The sequence below is a fragment of the Pseudomonas sp. CC120222-01a genome (assembly GCF_003097235.1).
Taxonomy (GTDB): domain Bacteria; phylum Pseudomonadota; class Gammaproteobacteria; order Pseudomonadales; family Pseudomonadaceae; genus Aquipseudomonas.
The window spans coordinates 11,860-27,105 of sequence record NZ_QEQQ01000039.1 but is presented as its reverse complement, the minus strand read 5'-3'; the positions used below and the strand labels follow the sequence as shown (position 1 = coordinate 27,105).

General features: G+C 63.4%; 1 protein-coding gene. It reads right to left on the bottom strand.

What is annotated here, in order from left to right; translation table 11 throughout:
* Nucleotides 1-15,192: retention module-containing protein (locus N430_RS28145; protein WP_116583668.1), on the bottom strand; the 15,192-nt coding region annotated here is incomplete at its 3' end.
* Nucleotides 15,193-15,246 lie beyond the last annotated feature (54 nt).

The following is a 15,246-nucleotide window of genomic DNA, read 5'->3' as shown; positions in this document are numbered from 1 at the left end:
CTGATTGGCGACCAGGTTTTCGTAGTTGCCGCCGCTGACACTGGTGATGCTGTTGGTGACGGCCGCATGACCCTGATAGACGTCATTGGACACCGCGCCAGTGGCGGTGCCGGAGCTTTGCCCAACCGGTATTGTGATGCTCTGGCCGTTGGCAAGACTGACCACGACTGGGCTGCCGGTGACCGGCGCGCCGACAGTGGCGGTATAGATGATGGTGCCGCCCTCGGCCACGGTTGGCGTGGCGGTGAGGGTGACGGTGGTGGTGTCCTGGACGTCAGTCACCGTGGTGCTGATCGCTGCCTTGTTCGCCACCAGGTTTTCATAATTGCCACCCGACACATTGCTGATGCTGTTGCTGACGGCAGGATGGCCCTGGTAGACGTCGTTGCTGACTGCAGCCGTGGCGGTCCCCGAACTTTGCCCGACCGGGATGGTGATGGTCTGCCCATTGGCCAGTGTCACAACCACGGCAGAGCCGGTCACCGGCGCGGTCACCGTGGCGGTGTAAACGATCGTCCCGCCCTCGGCCACCGATGGCGTGGCGGTCAGACTGACGGTCGAGGTGTCGACGGTATCGGTGACATTGGTCACTGCCGGCGTGCTGTTGACCGCGAGATTCTCGAAGTTGCCGCCTGACGCGTTGGTGATACTGGCGCTGACCTGACCGGCATCGAGGTACGGGTTGTCGCCGTGGGTGGCAACCGCGACGCTACCGGAGGTCTGGTTGGCGGCGATAGTGATGGTCTGCCCGTTGCTCAGGGTCACCGTCACTGGCGACTGTGCAGCATTGGTCAGTGTCGCGGTGTAGACGATCTGCCCGCCCTCAGCCACGTTCTGGGTGGCCGACAGCGAGACGGTGGTAGTGTCCTGCACATCGGTGACGCTGGTGCTGACCTGGGTTTTGTCCGCGACAAGGTTTTCATAGTTGCCGCCGGAGACATTGCTGATGCTGTTGCTGACGGCCGGATGGCCCTGATAGACGTCGTTGGATACTGCGGCCGTGGCGGTCCCGGAGCTTTGCCCGACCGGGATGGTGATGGTTTGCCCGTTGGCCAGGGTCACCACCACAGCAGAGCCGGTGACCGGAGCGGTCACCGTGGCGGTGTACAGGATGGTCCCACCTTCGGCCACCGATGGCGTGGCGGTCAGGCTTACGGTCGTGGTGTCGACGGTATCGGTGACATTGGTCACTGCCGGCGTGCTGTTGACCGCAAGACTCTCGAAGTTACCGCCTGAGGCGCTGGTGATGCTGGCGCTGACCTGACCGGCATCGAGGTACGGGTTATCGCCGTGGGTGGCTACCGCGACGCTGCCGGTGGTCTGGTTGGCGGCGATGGTGATGGTCTGTCCGTTGCTCAAGGTCACAGTCACAGGCGACTGTGCGGCATTGGTCAGGGTCGCGGTGTAAACGATCTGGCCACCCTCAGCCACGGTCTGGGTGGCCGACAGCGAAACCGTGGTGGTGTCCTGCACATCGGTGACCGTGGTGCTGACCTGAGCCTTGTCGGCCACCAGGTTCTCGTAAGTACCGCCGGATACGTTGGAGATGCTGTTGGTGATCGGTGCATGGCCCTGATAGACGTCGTTGCTCACGGCGGCGGTGGCGGTGCCGGAGCTCTGGCCGACCGGGATGGTGATGGTCTGGCCGTTGGCCAGGCTCACGACGACCGGGCTGCCCGTGACTGGCGCGCCCAAGGTGGCGGTGTAGAGGATGGTGCCACCCTCCGCCACAGATGGCGTGGTGGTCAATGTGACCGTGGTGTTGTCGGTCACATCGGTAACGGTGGTATTGACCTGAGTCTTGTCTGCGACCAGGTTCTCATAGTTGCCGCCAGACACGTTGCTAATGCTGTTGCTGACTGCTGGATGGCCCTGATAGACGTCGTTGGATACTGCGGCCGTGGCTGTACCCGAACTTTGCCCGACCGGGATGGTGATGGTTTGCCCGTTGGTCAGGGTCACCACCACGGCAGAGCCGGTCACTGGCGCAGTCACCGTAGCGGTGTAAACAATGGTCCCGCCCTCGGCGACTGAAGGCGTGGCGGTCAGGCTGACGGTCGAGGTGTCGACGGTATCGGTGACATTGGTCACTGCCGGCGTGCTGTTGACCGCCAGGTTCTCGAAGTTGCCGCCCGTTGCGCCGGTAATGCGCGCGCTGACCTGACCAGCATCGAGGTACGGGTTATCGCCGTGGGTGGCAACCGCGACGCTGCCGGAGGTCTGGTTAGCGGCGATGGTGATGGTCTGGCCATTGCTCAGGGTTACGGTCACTGGCGACTGTGCGGCATTGGTCAGGGTCGCGGTGTAGACGATCTGACCACCCTCAGCCACGGTCTGGGTGGCCGACAGCGAGACCGTGGTGGTGTCCTGCACGTCGGTGACGCTGGTGCTGACCGGTGACTGATTGGCGACCAGATTTTCGTAGTTGCCACCGCTGACGCTGGTGATGCTGTTGGTGACGGCGGCATGGCCTTGGTAGACGTCGTTGCTCACGGTGCCAGTCGCGGTGCCGGAGCTTTGCCCAACCGGGATTGTGATGCTCTGGCCGTTGGCCAGCGTGACCACGACTGGGCTGCCGGTGACCGGAGCGCCGACGGTGGCGGTATAGATGATGGTGCCGCCCTCGGCCACGGTTGGCGTGGCGGTCAGGCTGACGGTCGAGGTATCAATGGTATCGGTGACGTTGGTCACTGCCGGCGTGCTGTTGACCGCCAGGTTCTCGAAGTTGCCGCCCGATGCATTGGTGATGCTGGCGCTGACCTGACCAGCATCGAGGTACGGGTTATCGCCGTGGGTGGAAACCGCGACGCTGCCGGTGGTCTGGTTGGCGGCAATGGTGATGGTCTGGCCATTGCTCAGGGTCACAGTCACCGGAGACTGTGCAACATTGGTCAGGGTCGCGGTATAGACGATCTGGCCACCCTCAGCCACGGTCTGGGTGGCCGACAGCGAAACCGTGGTGGTGTCCTGCACATCGGTGACCGTGGTGCTGACCGCTGCCTTGTTCGCCACCAGGTTTTCATAGTTGCCACCCGACACATTGCTGATGCTGTTGCTGACGGCAGGATGGCCCTGATAGACGTCGTTGGAGACCGCAGCCGTGGCGGTCCCCGAACTTTGCCCGACCGGGATGGTGATGGTCTGCCCGTTGGCCAGGGTCACCACCACGGCAGAGCCGGTGACCGGAGCGGTCACGGTGGCGGTATAAACGATGGTTCCGCCTTCCGCCACCGAAGGCGTGGCGGTCAGGGTCACGGTCGAGGTGTCGATGGTGTCGGTGACGTTGGTCACTGCGGGCGTGCTGTTGACTGCCAGGTTCTCGAAGTTGCCGCCCGATGCATTGGTGATGCTGGCGCTGACCTGACCAGCATCGAGGTACGGGTTATCGCCGTGGGTGGAAACCGCGACGCTGCCGGTGGTCTGGTTGGCGGCAATGGTGATGGTCTGGCCATTGCTCAGGGTCACAGTCACCGGAGACTGCGCGGCATTGGTCAGGGTCGCGGTATAGACGATCTGCCCGCCTTCAGCCACGGTCTGGGTGGCCGACAGCGAGACCGTGGTGGTGTCCTGCACATCGGTGACGCTGGTGTTCACGGTAGCGGTATTGGCGACCAGGCTTTCGTAGTTGCCACCACTGACGGTCGTGATGTTGTTGGTGACCGAGGCGTGACCCTGATAGACATCATTGGTCACCACCTCAGTGGCGGTACCGGAGCTCTGACCCTCCGCAATGGTGATGGTCTGCCCATTGGCCAGGCTGACCACTACTGGGCTGCCAGTGACGGGGGAGCCCACACTCGCCGTATAGGTGATGGTTCCACCCTCTGCCACGCTTGGTGTGGCTGTCAGGGTAACGATCGTGGTGTCGGTCACATCGGTAACGGTGGTGCTCACCTGAGTCTTGTCTGCGACCAGGTTCTCGTAGTTGCCACCGGATACGCTGCTGATGCTGTTACTGACTGCAGGGTGGCCTTCGTAGACGTCGTTGGACACCGCAGCCGTGGCGGTCCCCGAACTTTGTCCGACCGGAATGTTGATGGTCTGTCCGTTGGCCAGGGTGACCACGACGGCAGATCCCGTGACCGGAGCGGTCACCGTGGCGGTGTAGACGATGGTCCCACCTTCTGCCACGGACGGCGTGGCGGTCAGGGTGACGCTCGAGGTGTCCATGGTATCGGTGACATTGGTCACTGCTGGCGTGCTGTTGACTGCCAGGTTCTCGAAATTACCGCCAGTCGCATTGGTGATCTGCGCACTGACCTGGCCGGCATCGAGATACGGGTTATCGCCGTGGGTGACAACGCTGACACTGCCGGAGGTCTGGTTGGCGGCGATGGTGATGGCCTGGCCATTGCTCAGGGTCACGGTCACTGGCGACTGTGCGGCATTGGTCAGGGTCGCGGTATAGACGATCTGCCCGCCTTCAGCCACGGTCTGGGTGGCCGACAGCGAGACCGTGGTGGTGTCCTGCACATCAGTGACGCTAGTACTGACCTGGGTCGTGTCCGCGACCAGATTCTCGTAATTGCCGCCGGCCACGTTGCTGATGCTGTTGGTGACAGCGGCGTGGCCTTGGTAAACGTCGTTGCTGACGGTGCCCGTGGCGGTGCCCGAACTCTGGCCGACGGCAATGGTAATGGTCTGGCCGTTGGTCAGGCTCACGACGACCGGGCTGCCCGTGACCGGCGCGCCCAAGGTGGCGGTGTAGAGAATGGTGCCGCCTTCGGCCACGCTTGGTGTGGCGGTCAGCGTGACGGTGGTGGTGTCGGTCACATCGGACACGGTGGTATTCACCGTGGTGCTGTTGGCAACCAGGTTTTCAAAGTTGCCACCGCTGACAGCCGTGATGTTGTTGGTGATCGGTTCGTGGCCCTGATAGACGTCATTGCTCACGGCCGCAGTGGCGGTACCTGAACTCTCGCCGACGGCAATGGTGATGGTCTGGCCGTTGGCCAAGCTGACCACCACCGGGCTTCCGGTGACCGGGGCTTCCACACTCGCCGTGTAGACGATGGTGCCGCCCTCGGCCACGGACGGTGTAGCTGTCAGCGTCACCGTGGTGGTGTCGGTCACATCGGTGACAGTGGTGCTGACTTGGGTCTTGTCGGCGACCAGGTTCTCGTAGTTGCCGCCGGACACATCGCTGATGCTGTTGCTGACTGCGGCATGGCCTTGGTAGACGTCGTTGGATACCGCAGCCGTGGCGGTCCCGGAACTTTGCCCGACCGGGATGGTGATGGTCTGCCCGTTGGCCAAGGTCACCACCACGGCAGAGCCGGTGACCGGTGCGGTCACGGTGGCGGTGTAAACAATGGTCCCGCCTTCAGCCACCGACGGTGTGGCGGTGAGGCTCACGGTCGAGGTGTCGACGGTATCGGTGACCTGGGTTACCGCAGGCGTGCTGTTGACTGCCAGATTTTCAAAGCTGCCGCCCGATGCGCTCGTAATTTGTGCACTGACCTGTCCAGCATCGAGGTACGGGTTATCGCCATGGGTGGCAACCGCGACGCTGCCGGAGGTCTGGTTGGCGCCGATAGTGATGGTTTGGCCATTGCTCAAGGTGACGGTCACCGGAGACTGCGCAGCATTGGTCAGTGTCGCGGTGTAGACGATCTGCCCGCCCTCAGCCACGGTCTGGGTGGCCGACAGTGAAACGGTGGTGGTGTCCTGTACGTCGGTGACGCTGGTGCTGACCGGTGATTGATTGGCGACCAGGTTTTCATAGTTGCCACCGCTGACGCTGGTGATGCTGTTGGTGACGGCGGCGTGGCCTACATAGACATCGTTGGTTACTGCGCCGGTGGCGGTTCCTGAACTCTGGCCGACGGCAATGGTGATCGACTGGCCGTTAGCCAGAGTAACCACCACCGGGCTGCCGGTGACGGGAGCGCCGACCGTGGCGGTATAGAGGATGGTTCCGCCTTCGGTCACGGATGGCGTGGCGGTCAGAGTGACGGCGGTGGTGTCCTGCACATCGGTGACGGTGGTGCTGACTTGAGTCTTGTCGGCAACCAGGCTCTCGTAATTACCGCCGCTGACGTTTGAGATGCTGTTTGTGACCGGGGCATGGCCCTGATAAACGTCGTTGGACACTGCGCCCGTAGCGGTGCCGGAGCTTTGCCCGACGGCGATGGTGATGGTCTGGCCGTTGGCCAGATTGACTACGAGCGGGCTGCCGGTGACGGGCGCATCCACGCTGGCCGTGTAGAGGATGGTGCCTCCCTCGGCCACGGACGGTGTGGCTGTCAACGTGACCGTGGTCGTATCCGTCACATCGGTCACTGTGGTGCTGACGATGGCGGTATTGGCAACCAGGTTCTCGTAGTTGCCGCCACTGACGGCGGTGATGCTGTTGGTAACCGGGGCATGGCCCTGATAGACATCGTTGTCCACGGCACCAGTGGTGGTGCCGGAGCTCTGACCCACCGCGATGGTGATGGATTGGCCGTTGGCCAGACTGACCACGACCGGGCTGCCGGTGACCGGGGCATCCACACTCGCCGTGTAGACGATGGTGCCGCCCTCGGCCACGGACGGTGTGGCGGTGAGGGTAAGGGTGGTGGTGTCGGTCACATCAGTGACGGTAGTGCTAACCGCCGTCTTGTTCGCCACCAAGTCCTCATAGTTACCGCCCGACACGTTGCTGATGCTGTTGCTGACTGCCGGATGCCCCTGATAGACGTCGTTGGATACCGCGGTCGTGGCGGTCCCCGCACTTTGCCCGACCGGGATGGTGATGGTCTGCCCATTGGCCAGTGTCACCACCACGGCAGAGCCGGTCACCGGCGCAGTCAACGTGGCGGTGTAAACGATGGTCCCGCCCTCGGCTACAGACGGCGTGGCGGTCAGGCTGACAGTCGAGGTGTCGACGGTATCGGTAACGTTGGTCACCGCTGACGCGCTGTTGATTGCCAGATTCTCGAAATTGCCGCCAGTCGCATTGGTGATCTGTGCGCTGACCTGGCCGGCATCGAGGTATGGATTGTCGCCGTGGGTGGCGACGTTGACGCTGCCGGAGGTCTGGTTGGCGGCGATGGTGATGGTCTGGCCATTGCTCAGGGCCACGGTCACTGGCGACTGTGCAGCATTGGTCAGTGTCGCGGTGTAGACGATCTGGCCGCCCTCAGCCACGCTCGGCGTGGCTGACAGCGAAACGGTGGTAGTGTCCTGCACATCGGTGACGCTGGTGCTGACCTGGGTTTTGTCCGCGACAAGGTTTTCATAGTTGCCGCCGGACACGCTGTTGATGCTGTTGGTGACTGCCGCGTGGCCCTGATAGACGTCATTGGACACTGCGCCAGTGGCGGTGCCGGAGCTTTGTCCAATGGCAATGGTGATGGTCTGCCCACTGGCCAGATTGACTACGACCGGGCTGCCGGTGACGGGCGAATCCACGCTGGCCGTGTAGAGGATGGTGCCACCCTCGGCCACGGACGGTGTGGCTGTCAACGTGACCGTGGTCGTATCCGTCACATCGGTCACTGTGGTGCTGACGATGGCGGTATTGGCAACCAAGTTCTCGTAGTTGCCGCCACTGACGGCGGTGATGCTGTTGGTAACCGGGGCATGGCCCTGATAAACGTCGTTGGACACTGCGCCCGTAGCGGTGCCGGAGCTTTGCCCGACCGCGATGGTGATGGACTGGCCGTTGGCCAGGCTGACCACGACCGGGCTGCCGGTGACCGGGGCATCCACACTCGCCGTGTAGACGATGGTGCCGCCCTCGGCCACGGACGGTGTGGCTGTCAGCGTCACCGTGGTGGTATCGGTCACATCGGTGACAGTGGTGCTGACTTGGGTCTTGTCGGCCACCAGGTTCTCGTAGTTGCCGCCGGACACATCGCTGATGCTGTTGCTGACGGCGGGATGACCCTGATAGACGTCGTTGGATACCGCAGCGGTAGCGGTTCCGGAACTTTGCCCGACCGGAATGGTGATGGTCTGCCCGTTGGCCAGGGTCACCACCACAGCAGAGCCGGTAACCGGAGCGGTCACGGTAGCGGTGTAAACAATCTGCCCGCCTTCAGCCACGCTCGGCGTCGCCGACAGCGAAACCGTGGTGGTGTCCTGCACATCGGTGACGCTGGTACTGACGGTTGCCTGGTTGGCGACCAGATTTTCATAGTTGCCGCCTGTGACCGTGGTGATGCTATTGCTGACGGCAGCATGCCCTTGATAGACGTCGTTGCCCACAGTACCCGTGGCGGTGCCTGAACTCTGGCCAACTCCAATGGTGATGGTCTGCCCATTGGCAAGGTTGACCACGACCGGGTTGCCGGTGACCGGCGCATTTACTGTCGCGGTGTAGATGATGGTGCCACCCTCTGCCACGGACGGTGTCGCGGTGAGGGTGACGGTGGTGGTGTCCTGCACGTCCGTGACGGTAGTACTGACCTGGGTCTTGTCGGCGACCAGCGCTTCGTAATTGCCGCCGGACACGTTGCTGATGCTGTTGGTGACCGCGGCGTGCCCCAGATAGACGTCGTTGGATACAGCAGCCGTGGCGGTCCCGGAGCTTTGCCCGACCGGGATGGTGATGGTTTGCCCGTTGGCCAAGGTCACCACGACCGCAGAGCCGGTGACCGGCGCGGTCACCGTGGCGGTATAGACGATTGTTCCGCCTTCAGCCACCGACGGCGTGGCGGTCAGGCTCACGGTCGAGGTATCGACGGTATCGGAGACATTGGTTACCGCGGGCGTGCTGTTGACTGCGAGATTTTCGAAGTTGCCGCCCGATACGCCGGTAATTTGCGCACTGACCTGACCGGCATCGAGGTACGGATTATCGCCATGGGTGGCAACCGCGACGCTCCCGGAGGTCTGATTGGCGCCGATACTGATGGCCTGGCCATTGCTCAGGGTCACGGTCACCGGAGACTGTGCGGCATTGGTCAGTGTCGCGGTGTAGACGATCTGCCCGCCCTCGGCGACGTTCTGGGTGGCCGACAGCGAAACGGTGGTGGTGTCCTGTACGTCGGTGACGCTGGTGCTGACGGGTGTCTGATTGGCGACCAGATTCTCGTAATTGCCGCCTGTGACTGATGTGATGTTGTTGGTTATCGAGGCATGGCCTACATAGACATCGTTGCTGACAGCACCGGTGGCGGTGCCGGAGCTCTGGCCGACCGCAATGGTGATGGTCTGCCCGTTCGCCAGGTTGACCACGAGCGGGCTGCCAGTGACCGGCGCGCCCACGCTTGCCGTGTAGAGGATGGTACCGCCTTCGGCCACGGACGGTGTGGCGGTGAGGGTGACGGTGGTGGTGTCCTGCACATCGGTGACTGTGGTGCTGACCGGAGTCTTGTCGGCCACCAGGTTCTCGAAGTTTCCGCCCGACACGTTGCTGATGCTGTTGCTGACGGCGGGATGGCCCTGGTAGACGTCGTTGGATACCGCCGCAGTGGCGGTCCCGGAGCTTTGCCCGACCGGGATGGTGATGGTTTGCCCGTTGGCCAGGGTCACCACTACCGCAGAGCCGGTGACCGGCGCGGTCACCGTGGCGCTATAGACGATGGTTCCGCCTTCAGCCACCGAAGGCGTAGCGGTCAGGCTGATGGTCGAGGTGTCGACGGTATCGGTGACAATGGTTACCACGGGGGTGCTGTTGACCGCCAAATTCTCGAAATTGCCGCCTGATGCATGGGTGATGCTGGCGCTGACCTGACCGGCATCGAGATACGGGTTATCGCCGTGGGTGGCGACGCTGACGCTGCCAGAAATCTGGTTGGCGGCAATGGTGATGGTCTGGCCATTGCTCAGGGTCACGGTCACTGGCGACTGTGCGGCATTGGTCAGGGTCGCGGTGTAAACGATCTGGCCGCCTTCAGCCACGGTCTGGGTGGCCGACAGCGAGACCGTGGTGGTGTCTTGTACATCGGTGACGCTGGTGCTGACCTGGGACTTGTCGGCGACCAGGTTTTCGTAATCGCCGCCGGACACGCTGTTGATGCTGTTGGTGACCGGTGCGTGCCCTTGGTAGACATCGTTGCTCACGGCACCTGTCGCCGTGCCGGAACTCTGGCCGACCGGAATGGTGATGGTCTGGCCATTGGTCAGGGTGACCACGACCGGGCTACCAGTGACCGGGCCCCCCACGCTGGCCGTGTAGATGATGGTCCCACCTTCGGTCACGGATGGCGTGGCGCTCAGGGTCACAGTGGTGGTGTCTGTAACATCGGTAACGGTGGTGCTGACAGTGGCGGTGTTGGCGACAAGGTTCTCGTAGTTGCCACCACTGACGCCGGTGATGCTGTTGGTAACCGGGGCGTGGCCCTGATAGACATCGTTGTCCACGGCGCCAGTGATGGTGCCGGAACTCTGACCGACCGCGATGGTGATGGATTGGCCGTTGGCCAGGCTCACAATGACTGGGCTGCCGGTGACCGGCGCGCCCACGCTGGCGGTGTAGAGGATGGCCCCACCCTCGATCACGGACGGTGTGGCCGTCAGGGTGACGGTAGTGGTGTCCTGCACGTCAGTGACGGTGGTGCTGACCTGGGTCTTGTCCGCGACCAAGTTCTCATAGTTGCCGCCACTAACGTCAGAGATGCTGTTGGTGAGTGCCGGATGGCCCTGATAGACGTCGTTGCTGACGGCAGCCGTGGCGGTCCCCGAACTTTGCCCGACCGGGATGGTGATGGTTTGCCCATTGGCCAGGGTCACCACCACAGCAGAGCCGGTGACCGGTGCGGTCACGGTGGCGGTGTAGACGATGGTCCCACCTTCTGCCACGGACGGCGTGGCGGTCAGGCTGACGGTCGAGGTGTCGACGGTATCAGTGACATTGGTCACCGCTGGCGTGCTGTTGATTGCCAGGTTCTCGAAATTGCCGCCAGTCGCATTGGTGATCTGTGCGCTGACCTGGCCGGCATCGAGGTATGGATTGTCGCCGTGGGTGGCGACGTTGACGCTGCCGGAGGACTGGTTGGCGGCGATGGTGATGGTCTGGCCATTGCTTAGGGTCACGGTCACTGGCGACTGTGCGGCATTGGTCAGGGTGGCGGTGTAGACGATCTGGCCGCCCTCAGCGACGGTCTGGGTGGCCGACAGCGAAACGGTGGTGGTGTCCTGCACGTCGGTGACGCTGGTGCTGACCGGTGACTGATTGGCGACCAGGTTTTCGTAGTTGCCACCGCTGACACTAGTGATGCTGTTGGTGACGGCGGCATGGCCTTGGTAGACGTCGTTGCTCACGGCACCGGTGGTGGTGCCTGAACTCTGGCCGACTCCAATGGTGATGGTTTGACCATTGGCCAGGTTGACCACGACCGGGTTGCCGGTCACCGGCGCATCCACCGTCGCCATGTAGACGATGGTGCCGCCTTCGGTCACGGTTGGCGTGGCGGTGAGGGTAACGGTGGCGGTGTCCTGGACGTCAGTCACCGTGGTGCTGACCGGCGTCTTGTCTGCGACCAGGCTCTCGTAATTGCCGCCACTGATATTGGAGATACTGTTGGTGACGGCTGGATGGCCTTGATAGACATCGTTGCTCACGGCGACCGTGGCGGTGCCCGAGCTCTGCCCGACCGGAATGGTGATGCTCTGGCCGTTGGCCAGGGTCACCACCACGGCGGCGCCCGTGACCGGTGCAGTCACGGTGGCGGTGTAGACGATCATGCCACCTTCGGCGACAGAGGGCGTAGCAGTCAGGCTGACAGTCGAGGTGTCGACGGTATCGGTGACATTGGTCACCACTGGCGTGCTGTTGACCGCCAGACTCTCGAAATTGCCGCCGGCTGCACTGGTAATGCGCGTGCTGACCTCGCCGGCATCGAGGTACGGGTTATCGCCATGCGTAGCGACCGCGACGCTGCCGGAGGTCTGGTTGGCGGCGATAGTGATGGTCTGGCCATTGCTCAGGGTCACGGTCACCGGAGACTGCGCGGCATTGGTCAAGGTCGCGGTGTAAACGATCTGGCCACCCTCAGCCACACTTGGCGTTGCTGATAGCGAGACCGTGGTGGCGTCGGTCACATCGGTGACGCTGGTGCTGACCTGGGTCTTGTCCGCCACCAGGTTTTCGTAGTTGCCGCCGGACACGTTACTGATGCTGTTGGTGACTGGCGCATGGCCCTGATAGACGTCGTTGCTGACGACACCAGTTGCGGTGCCAGAACTCTGGCCGACCGGGATGGTGATGGTTTGCCCATTGGCCAAGGTCACCACCACAGCAGAGCCGGTGACCGGTGCGGTCACGGTGGCGGTGTAGACAATGGTCCCGCCCTCGGCCACCGACGGCGTGGCGGTCAGGCTCACGGTCGAGGTATCGACGGTATCGGTGACGTTGGTCACTGCCGGCGTGCTGTTGACCGCGAGATTCTCGAAGTTGCCGCCAGTCGCATTGGTGATCTGAGCACTGACCTGACCGGCATCGAGGTACGGGTTATCGCCGTGGGTAGCAACCGCGACACTGCCGGAGGTCTGGTTGGCGGCGATGGTGATGGTCTGGCCGTTGCTCAGGGTCACGGTCACCGGAGACTGTGTCGCATTGCTCAGGGTGGCGGTGTAGACGATCTGGCCGCCCTCGGCCACGGTCTGGGTGGCCGAGAGCGAAACGGTGGTGGTGTCCTGCACGTCGGTGACGCTGGTGCTGACCGGTGCCTGATTGGCGACCAGGTTTTCGTAGTTGCCACCGCTGACACTAGTGATGCTGTTGGTAACGGCGGCATGGCCTTGGTAGACGTCATTGCTCACGGTACCGGTAGCGGTGCCTGAGCTTTGCCCGACCGGAATGGTGATGGTCTGCCCGTTGGCCAAGGTCACTACCACGGCAGAGCCGGTCACCGGAGCCCCTACCGTCGCGGTGTAGAGGATCGTACCGCCCTCGGCCACGCTTGGGGTGGCCGTCAAGGTGACGGTGGTGGTGTCCGTCACATCGCTGATGGCGGTGCTGACCGTGGCGGTGTTGGCCACAAGGTTCTCGTAGTTGCCGCCGCTGACGCTGGTGATGTTGTTGGTGACCGGGACGTGGCCCTGATAGACATCGTTACTCACGGCACCGACAGCGGTGCCTGAGCTCTGGCCAACCGGAATGGTGATGGTTTGCCCGTTGGCCAGGGTGACCACGACCGGACTGCCGGTTACCGGGGCATCCACACTGGCGGTGTAAGTGATGGTGCCGCCTTCGGCCACCGACGACGTGGCGGTGAGGGTGACAGTGGTGGTGTCCTGAACATCGGTGACGCTGGTGCTGACCGGCGCCGGGTTTGCCACCAACTGCTCGTAATTGCCGCCGCTGACACCGGTGATGCTGTTGCTGACCGGTGCATGGCCCTGATAGGCGTCATTACTGACGGCCGCCGTGGTGGTGCCTGAGTTTTGGCCGACGGCAATGGTGATGGTCTGCCCATTGGCCAGGGTCACCATTACGGGTGAGCCTGTGACCGGCGCGTTGGCAGTGGCGGTGTAGACAATGGTGCCGCCTTCGACCACCGACGGCGTCGCGGTCAGGGTCACGGTCGTGGTGTCGAGGGTATCGGTGACCGAGGTCACCGCTGGCGTGCCGTTGACCGCCAGGCTTTCGAAATTGCCGCCCGTGGCACTGGTGATGCGCGCGCTGACGAGGCTGGCATCGGCATAGTGGTCATCGGCAGGTGCGGCCACGCTGACGCTGCCCGAGGTCTGGTTGGTCGCGATAGTGATGCTCTGGCCGTTGCTCAGGGTCACGGTGACAGCGGTCTGGCCCGGGTTGCTGAGGGTCGCTGTGTAGATGATCTGGCCGCCTTCCGCCACGCTCGGGCTCGCGCTCAGGCTGACGGTGGTGACGTCCTGGATATCACTGACGGTCGTGCTGACAGGCGTGGGGTTGGCGACCAGATTCTCGAAGTTACCCCCGGAAACCCCGGAGATGCTGGTACTGACCTGGCTTTGCCCTTGGCCCTGATAAACATCGTTGCCGACCGGCACGCTGACCGTGCCGCTGCTCTGGCCGACCGCCACGGTGATGGTCTGGCCGTTGGCCAGGGTCACCACCACCGGCGTACCGGTCACTGGTGCCGAGAGGCTGGCGGTGTAGACAATGGCGCCGCCTTCGGCCACGGAGGGCGTGGCGGTCAGGGTAACGGTGCTGGTATCGGTCGAATCGCTGACCACGGTCAGCACGGGAGTCGGGTTGGCTTCCAGGTGCTCGAAGTTGCCCCCGGTGGCGGAGGTGATGTGGGCGCTGAGGGTGGTCGTGTCCTTGTACACATCATTGGCCGTCTGCAGCACCACGCTGCCGCTGCTCTGACCCGCAGCGATGCTGATGACCTGGCCATTGGACAGGGTGACCGTGACAGGCGTCTGGGCCGGGTTGCTCAGGGTCACGGTGTAGGTGATCGCACCGCCTTCGGTCACGCTCGGGCTGGCGCTGAGGGTGGCGGTGGTGGTATCGACGGTGCCGACCACACGGGTGTCGGCCGGGGTGCCATCGATGCTGACGGCAATGCCGCCGCCACTGGTGCTTATGATCGTGGTCGACACGTGACGGTCATCGGCATACACCGTGGAGCCTGGCGTGACTGGCACGCTCACCGAGCCACTGGTCTGCCCGGCGGCAATCACGATCACTGCGCCATTGGACAAGGTTACGGTCAGTGCGCTGAGCGGCGCCTGGCCGACCGTGGCGACATACACGATGCTGCCGCCGGCCTCGCTGATCGACGGCGTCGCGCTCAGCACCACGGCGGTAGCCAGTTCGGCGACCAGCGCAGTGGTGGCGGTCTGTGGCCCGGCGGCGAAATCGAAGTTGAGGCTTTCGCTGAAATTCAGCGGCCCGGTCTGGAAGCCGATGTTCGGGTCGACACGGGCAGCCGTTTCCTCAAGCAGGACGAAACTGTGCCCACCGCCAAGCGCGCCGCTGCCACTGCTGCCCGAGGAGGTCGGGCCGGCTGCGGTAGCTTCCAGCGCCGTGGTCGGGTCGGCACCCGCCTGGATCGCCTGCTGCAGCTGCTCCACCGACGGTGCCGTCTGCGCGGTGGCCAGGCACATGTCGGTACTGTGGTCGGAGGCGCTGGCGCTCCACTGGCTGTCGCGGCCCAGGTCCACATAGCGGCCATCGGTCAGCTGCAGGGTGACGGCACCGCCCACGCCTGTCAGCACCTGCTCGCCTGCGAACAGGCGGTCTCCTTCGATGAGCACGCGGCGGATGCCTTCTGGCGATACCGCGATGACTTGGCCAACAATGCTTTTGACGATGGCGACGACGGTGCTCATGGGACTCTCCAGATGACTCGACCAGTGTCTTCCATGCCCCTCCGGCGCTCGAAA